Origin of the sequence: Bacillus sp. FJAT-28004 (assembly GCF_001280845.1) — a bacterium.
GTDB lineage: Bacteria > Bacillota > Bacilli > Paenibacillales > Paenibacillaceae > Pristimantibacillus.
In genome coordinates this window covers 1-11,408 of record NZ_LGHP01000007.1, presented here as the reverse complement: position 1 = coordinate 11,408, position 11,408 = coordinate 1, and the positions used below count along the sequence as shown (strand labels likewise).

The window sequence follows — 11,408 nt, the reverse complement described above, 5'->3', positions numbered from 1 at the left end:
CTTCTGGTGCTACACTGCTTAAAAGCAAGTACAAACTTGTTGGTACTGGTGTTCTAGGTTTTGGACTTGCCCATCTTATTCTTGGTGCAATCGACTTGGTAGAACACCGATAGGTTTGGCGAGATTAGCAGGGAGGTTCTTTCTTGCCTCCCTCATATATTTCCGTATTCATTGAATTACTTAACTCGCCTTATCGTCGCACTACGAAACTTATACATACAAGAAACGTACAATTTTAGCCTTAATAATACCTATATTAAGTAGTAACACAGAAAGAGACTTTGCATTCCGGTTGGTGCAGTAATTTTTCATGTATACTTAAGTTGACTGGCGCTCATACTAAACGTTAAAGGAGCGTGAAATCACCATGAGTGGAAATGCAGAGCTTTTGAATTTTATATATCAGAACTCTCAAATGGGAGTAGATACAATACATCAGTTGATAGGCATTGTCGAAGATGAAAATTTCAAGAACCATTTACAGTCCCAGTTGAATGAGTACCAAGAAATTAACACTGTTGCCAAGTCACTACTAAACAAAAACGGTTATGATGAAAAAGGGATTAGCACATTCGACAAATTCAAAACCTATCTGATGATCAACATGCAAACGCTGACCAACAAATCATCTTCCCATATTTCTGAAATGCTAATTATAGGAAGTAATATGGGTGTAATTGATGCGGTGAAGAACATCAAACGATACCAACAGGCAGAACATGAGATTGTAGGTCTCATGGAAAAGCTGTTGAGATTTGAGGAAAATAACATTCAACAATTAAAAAACTTTCTGTAAAGATATCCAAGTCACTTGTACAACCGATATTTTTATTGATGCACGGTCAAGTCGTGCTTAGCACACCAACATCAGGCAAGTGATCAAACTGAAATTTTTTATGATTTTTGCTCATATCCGTGGAGCCGCAGGCCAAAAGCTTTAGTTCGCTTGGCACAAAGCACTTGTATTACGTACCCAATCTGAATCCATCCTTTCGTATGCATGATGGATTCATTTGTGACGGATTAGGGCTCTTATGAACAGGTGTGCGAGATTTGGCGCTTACGCCTATACGGCCCAATATCCTCTCCATAACTGCCTTTGTACACCGCTCTATCGTGGTCCCAGCATTCTTTGCACATCTTATCGCCGTTCGGATCACTGTCGAATATATGGCATTGCCTCAATTCAGGAGCAACAGTTCCACACCAAGCGCATTCGCCGCCCTTTTCATAGGCTGCAACGATTAATTGATGCTGTACCTCGGACATCTCTACTGTTCCTATCACTGGAGCCAGACAAAGTACATCTAGTTCAAATCGTTCAGGCAGACCGGTGTAACCATAACCCTTATACGCCATTGCATCATGCTTGTCCATGTCAATCACAAGTTGACCAAAAAATAACCACCACTTCTTCCTTCACAATATGGGTCTACTACGCAATTTCTATATTCATTATGTTGTTTCAAGTTTCAGTTAAAAGCTCTCTTCCACACTAGTCGATACAAACGGCTTTAATCGGCTTTCGGTATGTCCTTACGCCCCATTTGTCGCCAAACAATAGCTGGAGTTGCGTATCATTTAGGATCTCAAGAAGCGCAATAACGACTTCCCTTCGATCCCGTCTAAAATATCGAGCGATATGGTTAATTGTGAATTGCTCCTGCCATAAGCGGCCTATCTCGATTAACTCCTCAGGATGCCACTCATATTTAAGCTCCTCACAGACAACTGTTTTGTTCTTTCTTGTTGCAACAGACATTGACTCACTCCTTTCTTGCTATTCGGATAAATTCAAGGTAATCTCCCTCAGTAGCTTTCGGAAGGCCATCGGCTCTTCTTGCTAAATCGCATAATTCTCGAAGACTCTCATCGGTTATAGCTGTCTTCGTACGGTCTTCTGCGACGATCTCAATCTGTGGTTTACCAGATCGGCTTTGCGTTTTTGTTGGCTTCTTAACAACGTTCCAAGGCTCGTCCACTCCGTCAGCTCTGTAACGCTCAAGAATACCTTTGACATAAGTTAAGTTTCGTTTGCCTGCTACAACAGCTGCTTTCATTGCCTCACATGTCCACCGTTCCCCGTAGTCATCAATAAAAAAGTTCAATTTATCAGCAATGACCATACTGATTGTTCCGAAGCCCTCAGCTTCAAAAAGACGAAATGGATTATTAACAGGATCATTGCCACCACCAGCAAGCGATTTTTCTCCCTGCTCTTTTTTTGTACTGGTATGGTTCTGTAGGGTTTGGTTAGGTAAGGTCTGGTTAGGTAAGGTCTGGTTAGGTAAGGTCTGGTTAGGTAAGGTCTGGTTAGGTAAGGTCTGGTTAGGTAAGGTAAGGTCAGGTACTGTAGCCCCGTGACCGCTTTTGCCGTCACCAAGAGTCACGGTTGTGTCACGCGTGACATCAGTGTGACTCTCTTTACCTTTCTTAGCATTCTCGCGTGACTTCCGTTTCCTTTCCTTGTTCTTTTCTCGATTGTCCACCAGACGTCCCGCATAATCGAACCAATCGTGAATAGTGACACACCGTTCCACTCTATCGATAAACTCAGCATCCTCAAGGGCTTGCAAGAGTTTGTCTGCGTTTTCTATGGGCCACTCTATTGCTTCCGCAATGTCCTCTGGATCATAGTCGGATATATTGCCGTCTTGGGCATAATCAACAGCCCACCACCACAACATATGTAAATGACCGATAGCTGCCGGGACGCTAACGCCTAGCTTTCGTGACAAACGCTTTGTTTTCGGATGCCTTGCTAGTTCTTGATGACTCTCTATCCATGCCAAAAACTCCCACTCCTTTCCTTGCTGGCTCGATTTCGTTTTAATACCTCATTAACCTCCGAGGCTTGCAGAGGAATGGATGCACCGTCAGAATCGCGTTTAAAGGTCATAAACGGTCTAGCTCGTCCCCATAACTCGATGACGATTCCTGTTTCACCCGAAGATAAACGAACCGAATCATCCTTTAACACAATCATCCGTGCACCTTCCCCCTGTGTTGATACCTACTTGCTCTGCATCGTCGGAAGCCCCCAGCTAACGCTCAGGACACCCGACGATAAAGGCAATCGCCTAAATCGTCTAACTCTTACAATCTCTCAGACTGTCTCTTGTGGATGTGCTATAATAGACAAAACGAGATTCCTTAGTCGGGTCCGTAACTATGTCCGTCCTAGCCGACGGGCATTTTTCATTTCTTGATACCTTGATTAGATTTCTGACAATAACCTCATGCTGCAGCGGACTTCTGTCAAACCATATCCTCGCCATTGCCTCAAGCGTCATAACAACTCACCTCTCCGATTAAGCTGCTCCCGAAATTTGTAGAACTGTTTGTAAAATGGATGCTGGATCGACTCCATACAGGAATGCTATCCCCGCCTCTGCTTGGTTTGTAATTTTGGTCCAATCCCTAAACGTATGTATGTCCCATGTCTTCTGATCTTTTTCAAGTTTGCTTATGCATGACTGTGTACGGTTTAGGAGTCTAGCAAGCTTTACTTGGCTAATCCCTGCTTGCTCACGGCAAATTTTCATAAATGTTCCGGCTGTCATTTAATATTCACCCCCATCTATTCCGATTTAGAATATATTCCATATTAGAATCTCAGAATGATGACGTGGCATTACAATACAGATATACCGTTACTGTTTGCCTTGCCAACGTTCCCCTCAACTAGCCCGACATCAGCGCACCCGATGTCGGGAAATTTTTTAACTGGCAACATTTTTAAAAATTTGATTAAATCTTTTATCAAGGAACTCAGCCATTTTCGAAGCCTGGAAGCTCCATGTTTGACCTTTAACCTTTGGATAAAATACAAAACCGCCCTGATCTACGTCTAAAAACTTTCTAAACTTTGAAGGGAAAAGAATATTTTCTTTAATCCATTCGCTTTTGCGATTTATGCGAGCTTCAATATCTTTCATTGTCCAATACACACCAGATAGTTCCGTTTTCTTGAGTTCGTCCAACTCAACTTTACTAATCAAGACGGAGTCGGACGGAATAGGTATTGTGATCTGAACATTAAGTCGTTGTTCCATTTTCATCTCTCCTTCCAGCTAAATACGGATACTTACTATCACAAAATTTTCAAGCACCCTTGTCTGTGATCACTATGTTCATATTTCGAACATCTTTTTCAAAAAAAATCGAATCCGTACCTATACCAAGATGTTTTGATATAGATTGCGCTACTTTTAGCGAAGGATCGTGTTCACCCCGCTCGATATTAGCAAGATATGCTCGTGAAATACCTACCATTTCTGAAAGATCGCTTTGGGTGTATCCCTTGTTTTTTCTAGCTTTTATGAGTTCTATTCGTTTGATTTTCATATCTTGCACCACCTCCAATGCTCGTTTTACGAACGTTATATCCACATTATATGTTCATATTATGAGCGTGTCAATACAAAATGTTCGTTTATTGAACGTTTATTTTACGAACATTTTCTATTATCATTAATGTAGGTGGTGATACCGTGAATTTTCAAGAAAGATTGAAGAAACTAAGGTTACAAAAGGGTCTTACGCAGGATCAATTAGCAAGTGCCCTTGATATTCCTGCAACTACTATTCGAAGATTAGAAACAGTAGATTCGCTTCCTAGAAGAGAACGGTTAGATAGAATCGCGGATTTTTTTAATGTGAGTATCGATTATTTAACAGGTCGAACAGATGAACCTGAGCCTTCTGTACGAAATCATCATGTTCCAGACAGTGAAATTTATATTGCTTATTTAGGCGGCCCACCTGAAGAAATCAACGAAGAAGAAGCCGAACATCTGAAGCAACAACTTGAAATGTTCCGACTACATAAAGAGAAACGTAAGAAAGAACGTGAACAAGAAAAAGATAATAAAAAATAATAGCCTCTTCTCGGGCTATATTTTTTACCCTATAATACGAACATACATTCTCATTTTAGGAGTGGTACATTGCATCTTTTTAACCTGACACTATACAAGCCTACAGATTTGGAAATACGGATTTCAAATATTTATAGAGAAAATGGAATACTATCCGCTTCTGATTTGGACCTGGATGTAATCGCTTCGTTATTCGATGCCTATATTGTCTATGCTGACGGGAACACAAAAGTAATTTTCGATGATGATGGCGACTGTCTCATGTTCCTCAATATCCATGATAACGAGCCTGAACAACGCGAAGATTTTTTCCATGAACTTGGTCACCTAACAAGACATGTAGGTAATCAACGTAAGCTGCCACCTTCATTTGTGGACCTGCAGGAGGCTCAGGCGACACTTTTTCAAATGTACTCGGCAATGCCTGCTTACATGTTGGAAGAATTTAATGTTAATCAATATCAATCAAACTATCTTAAAGTGCTGTCAGAGGCCTTCAGATTGACCCAGGAACTCGTTAATCGCAGAATTGACCAAATATACGGGCGGATTAAACAAGAACGTTATGACCGCAATCTGCGCGCTAGAACGACACCTAGACCAACAATATACAGCTATTCTGACTCCACGATGAAAATTCTGGATCAATTAAATCGTCAAGTTGCTGAAAGGAAGGTATAGTAACATGTTGAACGTCAAGGTCGTGTATGAAGAATCAGGAGAGGACAGACGAATGACACCTATTTGGATGATCGTTGACAGCTCATTCTATGATTGGGAAAAAATCTTATTTATTGATATTCAAGCTCCGTTCGAACGGTTAACTTTTGATGAGATGTATTCTGAGCGTGAAGCAGTTACTGTCCCGGATATTGCTTATACTCGACATATAGACAATGAGCATTTGCTCGGGATCTCACTCTCAATTGTTCGAGAAGCTGTTATGAATTCTATCCAACCAAAACCAACCTCTCTAGACCTCTCAAGCATCCAACGCATTGTTCTACGTATTTGCGATATTGAGGATACATTACAATATAGTCTTCGTGGATTTCTGACTTATTAAATAGCGAGGAGGATTCTTATGGCTAGTTTCGTGAAGCGCGGAAAGACCTGGCAATACACTATCAGTCGGATGATTAAAGGCGATTCTAAACCAATACGCAAGGGTGGTTTCAATACTAAAAAAGAAGCACAGGTAGCAGCTGCCGAGATCGAAAACAAGCTCAGGAAAGGAATTACTCCTCATCTACGTTTAGAGCCCTTTGACCAATATTTTGAAGAGTGGCTAAAAGTATATAAACCTAACATTGCTAATAACACGAGGGAGCGTTATTTAAATACGCTCAAAACAATTCAAGAACAGTTTGGCGGTATACCTATTCAAAATATAACCAAACGCTCCTATCAGGCATTTTTGAACGAGTACGGGGCTAGTAGGGCTAAGGACACCACAAGGAAGATCAACACTCATATACGAGCTTGTGTTAAAGAAGCAATAGACGAAGGCATTATTCATTCGGATTTTACTCGTAGAGTGACTTTTTCAGGATCTGTTCCGTCAAAACGTCCCGAAGAAAAACATTTGAACTATTTCGACAGCAAACGTCTGCTAAAGGAGTTAACTGATAATCTTAATACACTTACTAATTATTTGATCTTATTAGGTCTTACATCTGGGATGAGATTCGGTGAACTAGTCGGTCTGACAAGGTCATCCTTCTCTTTTAAAACGAATGAAATTATTATTAATAAGACTTGGGGTTACACCAATAAGATGCATGAGGGATTCGGACCTACAAAAAATGAACAGTCTAATCGAACGATTACAATGGACAAAAAAACCATGGACTTGTTTATGGAGCTCTTCGAGCGTACACCGGAAAATATTCATGGACTGGTATTTCACAGCCCTCAATCAAAATATAAAGTAATTAGTAACAACGGAGCTAACAAAGCATTAGGTTTGTTGCTTGAAAAGCTCAAAATTGATCCAATAACTGTTCACGGCTTGAGACATACGCATGCTAGTATATTGTTGTACAAAGGGGTTTCAATTTATTACGTCAGCGAGAGGCTAGGTCACGGCGACATAGAGACAACTATGCAATATTATGCACATATCGTCAAAGAACTTCGTGAGCGCGATGTACAAAGCACAATTAAGACATTTGAGAATATGGTCGTATGACTTCAGTTGTACTCAGGATCATTAAACTAACGGGCAGTATTTCTAAACAAATCTGTCCATTGATAAAGACACCATTCTTGAGAAATCCTACACGAATAAACGCATGCGGGGTGCTAATGGTGGTTCTGAAAAAACTAGTCCTAATTTTGTTCTTAACAACAATATCGTTGTTAAATCCTATAATTGCTTTTGTTTGAGCAACTACCGCAGCTCGATGATCCGAAAAATTCGGAAGCGTTGGATCGTCAGCTTCCGTGGTCGGTGACGTTACCGTTAACCTGCCGAGTGTTTATATCTTAATACCAGTATAGCTTAATCCCGAGTAGGTCAGGATAAACCGTGTTAAATGGTAGTACCAGCGAAGTTGACAACACCCGCAATAGTTATTCCATACTTACATGGACCTGAAAATTCACTTTTAACTTAGGATAATATTCTTCTCTCCAGTCTTTTAGTTCATGATATGGAATCTGATGACGGAAATGTTGGCCAAAGCCGAAAATATCCGTTTTGTTTCTTTGGGCTTGTTCGAACATATCGTTAAACCGCTTTTCCATTAGCTTCTCGAGTTCCTTTAATATCCGGCTATTCGTCACGCCCTCTTCTCTCTCTAAAATGTCTATTTTTACATTTAAATCGCTTGAAACCAGCGGTTCATTATTTTTCATTGACGGTCTAATTTGCAAAGAGCTGTTTATTACCCTGATGCTGGCAAAGCCCAGACTCTCATTCTGTCCTCGTGCATTACGATTTTGAAACAAATTAACTAATAGATTTTCGCTTGGGCTGATTCTTCCCGTTATTTTTCCATTTTTCAAAACTGCCAAATCCTCGAAGATAAAAACGGTATCCTTTCCGGATTTAACGACCGGAACGGCTATATCTTTCGTATAGGAAAACAAACTCCGATAAACTTCCCATACGCGGGTAATCGAGAACTCCGGTGCCCAACCGGCCCCTTTATAAAAATAGTCATATATAGAGGTTGCACGGAAACCCTTTTTTTCGTTAATAATCGCAAACATTTTCTCAATATCGTCTTCTGTAATGGCTAGCAACGCGATTGACGGTATTTCCCTTGATTTCATTAAATACTTAATCAATTTACTCCATTCTTGATTGTTATTTGCCAAATGGTTTTGGATGACAATAAATTGTATTTTTGAGTAGTCCAAGGCACCTTCAGAGTTTGTCCGCATTCGTCCCAGAACGCTTGAAACGGATTCACCTTTTTCCGTTACAATTCTTGTTTTGCCTTCTACCGATGTTACTGGAATATACAGTGTCACTTTGAATTCTTCCTCGTTTTCCTTGGAAATCCCGATGGCCAAAGGAAGGGCACGCTGATTGATTTCATTAACATTCCAACACCCGCAGAGAAAGGTTAAAAACATAAGTACAACAATAATTTTTATAAGATTAATTTTTTTCATAACCCGCCATCCTCCTTCTAATTAAAACACCATAGATAAAAATGGCAGATGGAAGGATAATGATAAAATAAACGTTAGCACCGTTACTCCACTCGAGGAGTTTTACAATCCAGGAACGGTTCGGGACAGTTACTGCGAATATAAATGCGATAAGAGAGAAAGCACTGATCCAATAAGAGGCTTTGCTTCTCTGCCATTTGAGCGTTTTCTGCATGATTTGTCCGATCATCCATAGCAAAACGGCATTTAATATGATCGTAAACCCGATCAACGACAGCCCGAAGAACATCGTTTGCCGGCTGAACACAAACCACCTCATGTCGACTGTATCCGCTGCTTCTCTTGCAGGAAAATGAATCGTAACGACTGTTTCTTGTCCAAATATTAAAAGCGGCACATACACGGAAGTTAGAAAGGAGAATATCACATAAACCCATGCCGCAAATAGTCGACCGAACTTTAAATTGGTTTCGGCAGGTACGAATCCTAAAAAGATAATCGCCGAATATCCCATAAGATAGAAAAAATTGTCTTTCAATAAGAAATTAAAAGAGGAAGGCCAAGCCGGCGCAGCGTTCTGAAAATCAAAATTTATAGTCGAGGAAGCAATGACTAACACCACCAAAAAATTAATGATGAAGAAAATAAATGCCGAGGAACGTAAAATCGTGCCTAAACCTTTAATAGCTGTATAAGTTGAAATGAAGAAGAGAAGGACCAATACCGCCCAATAAGGCGTCCGAATCAAAAAAACTGAAACAACGTCTTCAGAATGGGCGCGAAGAGTGATCGCAACAAACACAGTCAGATTGATAACATAGGGGATAAAAAAAATGAATGCTGCCCATCTTCCCATTTGCAAACAAATATCGATAACATCTTTTTTTGGAAAATAATCTAATCCTTTCTTGAAGATCATCATTAGAATCAGTTGCAGCAATCCGTAAGAAAGAACCACTGCCCAATGACCGGAATTCGATAACGTATATATGAGATGAGGATACATCAAAAAACCGAAGCCCATATTCATGATGATAAAAACTAACCAAATCTGTAGCCTTTGAGTCACTTTGTGTCTCCCTTTCCTTTCATGCGAAATGTCATATAAGGAATATCGCATGTCGTTAAACTCGCCAAATATATGCATATTAATATTAATCCGGTAAATAAACCCACAATACCGTAAACAGATGCCAAAATTAAAACAGGGTATTTTAGGACACGAAGGTACATGGAATTTTGCACTCCTATTACGACAGAACTTCCAATCAACATTATTGTTGTCACGATGACTAATAAATTACTGACTAATTTCGCTTCAACCATCGCTTGGCCAAGTATGACTCCGCCAACCATTGTAACGGTAGGGCCTACGCTTTTAGGGAGTCTCACGATCGCTTCAGTTATTAAATCAACCAATCCGACCATTACAATCGTTTCAAGTATGGATGTTAATGGAACGCCTTCTCTGCTTTCTGCGATAAACAAGGCGAGATCTGTTTTTAATATTTCAGGGTTAACTGACGTTAAGGCAACATATAAAGCGGGAAGGATAAGTGTGACCAAAGCTCCTAATCCCCTTAGGGTTCGAATCATGAGTGACAACCCAATAGGGAAATTTCGATCGTTTGCAGTACTCAACATATCCCCAAAAAGGTGAGGAAAAACAAACGCGAAGGGATAATTGTCCAAAAAAAGAACGATTCTGTTCTTTTTTAACGAATCGACAGCTTGAATCGGAATCTCAGTTGAGAATAGATGACTGACAGGATTGAATTTACGATGACCAAAATGCTTATTCAGGTCATCAATCGTATCGATGTCCGATTCAATTTGTTTTAATTGCCGGTCAACTTTTTCAATAAGAACACTTGAAGCTTTTCCTTTAATATAAAGCATTGAGATCTTTCGGCTTGTTAACTCCCCAACTTGGTATGAACAATGGCACAGTCGTTCAGTGTCCAGTCTCTTTCGGATGAGCCCTATGTTAATATCTATATCCTCTCCAAAGGCGTCCAAAGGACCATGAATGGGACTTTCATTTTGGGGCTCACCAATGCTTCGCCTCAGGTTGCTGTGGACGGGTTCCACAATAGCGTTACGTTTGCTTTCTGAGACAACCACTAATTTGCCTTCTAAAATGGCTTTTTTGATCTGTTCAGCATTAACGTCAAGCTGGTCGCTAAGGTTTATTAATAGTTCATTAACTGAAGCAGATACTTGAGCCATTTGTCGAACATATAAATTTGTCTTTGTAAAATCAATAAGCGTGTCAAATCCTATAAGATAAATGGCTGTTTGATCAAATTGCTCTTCATGAATGAAAAAATCATCATGATCAGCGAACGTGGTTTTCATTTCCTGGACTAAATTATCCATATGAATTTGCCCCTTATAATTGATGTAATTATTATTAGCGGCATATGGAATTTATATACTGTTCAAAAGGCTTGATGAAAAGCTAATCCTTTGAAGCAATCCTATAATTGCAAGCAAGTGTAGTGCCGCTATAAAACTCTGGACTTAACGGCAGAAAGACAACGAATTGACAGTAGATGCTAGCGCCAAAAAATGGAAGGTTATTTTGCCAAGATCGTTGATGGGCTGGCAGGTTGAAGGCGCGAGGTACTCGGAGGACCGGCTGATCATCCGTTTTGGCAAACAGGATTTGACTGAACGGGAAAGGGGAAAAGATCAATGAGAGGAGCGCGCGAGACATGATGTTGGAAAATTTGGCTTCGCGGAACTGCTGCAGATAAAAATCTAAGTCATTTTACACTCGTTTTACACAATTCTAATTAAAATCGTTGATGTATAAAGGATTTCTCCTTGAAACCTACGTCCTTCCGGGACGCCATTAAGAATTACCTAGATCATTTTAATGATTTACATAAACCCGCTAAA

The 11,408-nt window shown here is 40.1% G+C and carries 16 protein-coding genes and 1 pseudogene; 7 read left to right on the top strand and 10 right to left on the bottom strand.

Features of this window, described 5'->3' with window-relative positions; translation table 11 throughout:
- Both AC787_RS35000 and AC787_RS32535 read left to right on the top strand, forming a co-directional pair.
- Positions 1-113 (top strand): asparagine synthase (locus tag AC787_RS35000; RefSeq protein ID WP_082361426.1); only part of this gene is annotated, 113 nt, incomplete at its 5' end.
- A 254-nt stretch (positions 114-367) separates the two neighbouring features.
- Entirely contained in the window at positions 368-796 is a 429-nt protein-coding gene (locus tag AC787_RS32535; protein ID WP_054029141.1) for a hypothetical protein, read from the top strand.
- A gap of 236 nt (positions 797-1,032) precedes the next feature.
- Here AC787_RS32535 and AC787_RS32530 read toward each other — a convergent pair whose 3' ends face one another.
- The 7 genes from AC787_RS32530 to AC787_RS32500 all read right to left on the bottom strand — a co-directional run bounded on the left by AC787_RS32530 (position 1,033) and on the right by AC787_RS32500 (position 4,347).
- On the bottom strand, positions 1,033-1,377 hold the full coding sequence (locus AC787_RS32530; RefSeq protein WP_235561191.1) for a hypothetical protein: 345 nt from the start codon (positions 1,375-1,377) through the stop codon (positions 1,033-1,035).
- Between the two features lie 118 nt (positions 1,378-1,495).
- Positions 1,496-1,762, bottom strand: a complete 267-nt coding sequence (locus tag AC787_RS32525) for a hypothetical protein (protein ID WP_054029139.1) — start codon at positions 1,760-1,762, stop codon at positions 1,496-1,498.
- 4 nt (positions 1,763-1,766) lie between these two features.
- Entirely contained in the window at positions 1,767-2,792 is a 1,026-nt protein-coding gene (locus tag AC787_RS34590; protein ID WP_054029138.1) for a DnaD domain protein, read from the bottom strand.
- The gene (locus AC787_RS32515) at positions 2,780-2,986 is read right to left on the bottom strand and encodes a hypothetical protein (RefSeq protein WP_054028613.1); all 207 of its coding nucleotides are present in this window, start codon (positions 2,984-2,986) and stop codon (positions 2,780-2,782) included. Before AC787_RS32515 ends, AC787_RS34590 begins: the two co-directional genes overlap by 13 nt.
- 325 nt (positions 2,987-3,311) lie before the next feature.
- Positions 3,312-3,563 carry a helix-turn-helix domain-containing protein gene (locus AC787_RS32510; protein WP_054028612.1) on the bottom strand — a complete coding sequence of 84 codons (252 nt, stop codon included), beginning with the start codon at positions 3,561-3,563 and terminating at the stop codon, positions 3,312-3,314.
- A 159-nt stretch (positions 3,564-3,722) separates the two neighbouring features.
- Positions 3,723-4,055 (bottom strand): DUF771 domain-containing protein, encoded by a 333-nt coding sequence (locus AC787_RS32505; protein WP_054028611.1) that lies wholly within the window; start codon positions 4,053-4,055, stop codon positions 3,723-3,725.
- Positions 4,056-4,104: 49 nt separating this feature from the next.
- The gene (locus AC787_RS32500; protein ID WP_054028610.1) at positions 4,105-4,347 is read right to left on the bottom strand and encodes a helix-turn-helix transcriptional regulator; all 243 of its coding nucleotides are present in this window, start codon (positions 4,345-4,347) and stop codon (positions 4,105-4,107) included.
- A 146-nt stretch (positions 4,348-4,493) separates the two neighbouring features.
- On the opposite strand from AC787_RS32500, the gene AC787_RS32495 reads away from it, so the two are divergent.
- From AC787_RS32495 to AC787_RS32480, 4 genes are all read left to right on the top strand, one after another.
- Positions 4,494-4,880: a helix-turn-helix domain-containing protein gene (locus AC787_RS32495; RefSeq protein ID WP_054028609.1), complete on the top strand. Its 387-nt coding sequence runs from the start codon at positions 4,494-4,496 to the stop codon at positions 4,878-4,880.
- A gap of 69 nt (positions 4,881-4,949) precedes the next feature.
- Positions 4,950-5,561 (top strand): ImmA/IrrE family metallo-endopeptidase, encoded by a 612-nt coding sequence (locus tag AC787_RS32490; RefSeq protein WP_054028608.1) that lies wholly within the window; start codon positions 4,950-4,952, stop codon positions 5,559-5,561.
- A gap of 4 nt (positions 5,562-5,565) precedes the next feature.
- Positions 5,566-5,946, top strand: a complete 381-nt coding sequence (locus AC787_RS32485; RefSeq protein WP_054028607.1) for a hypothetical protein — start codon at positions 5,566-5,568, stop codon at positions 5,944-5,946.
- An 18-nt stretch (positions 5,947-5,964) separates the two neighbouring features.
- Positions 5,965-7,071: a site-specific integrase gene (locus AC787_RS32480; protein ID WP_054028606.1), complete on the top strand. Its 1,107-nt coding sequence runs from the start codon at positions 5,965-5,967 to the stop codon at positions 7,069-7,071.
- Positions 7,072-7,454: 383 nt separating this feature from the next.
- Here the strand turns inward: AC787_RS32480 and AC787_RS32475 are convergent, their stop codons facing one another.
- From AC787_RS32475 to AC787_RS32465, 3 genes are read right to left on the bottom strand one after another with little or no spacing between them, the layout of a single operon-like run.
- Positions 7,455-8,504 carry a Ger(x)C family spore germination protein gene (locus AC787_RS32475; RefSeq protein WP_054028605.1) on the bottom strand — a complete coding sequence of 350 codons (1,050 nt, stop codon included), beginning with the start codon at positions 8,502-8,504 and terminating at the stop codon, positions 7,455-7,457.
- Positions 8,491-9,573, bottom strand: coding sequence for a GerAB/ArcD/ProY family transporter (locus AC787_RS32470; protein ID WP_054028604.1), 1,083 nt, complete (start codon positions 9,571-9,573; stop codon positions 8,491-8,493). The genes AC787_RS32475 and AC787_RS32470 overlap by 14 nt, the downstream gene beginning before the upstream one ends.
- Positions 9,570-10,883 carry a spore germination protein gene (locus tag AC787_RS32465; RefSeq protein ID WP_054028603.1) on the bottom strand — a complete coding sequence of 438 codons (1,314 nt, stop codon included), beginning with the start codon at positions 10,881-10,883 and terminating at the stop codon, positions 9,570-9,572. Before AC787_RS32465 ends, AC787_RS32470 begins: the two co-directional genes overlap by 4 nt.
- A 163-nt stretch (positions 10,884-11,046) precedes the next feature.
- Here AC787_RS32465 and AC787_RS33970 point away from each other — a divergent pair.
- Positions 11,047-11,205, top strand: a pseudogene (locus AC787_RS33970) (ArsA family ATPase); the annotation flags it as partial.
- Between the last annotated feature and the right edge of the window lie 203 nt (positions 11,206-11,408).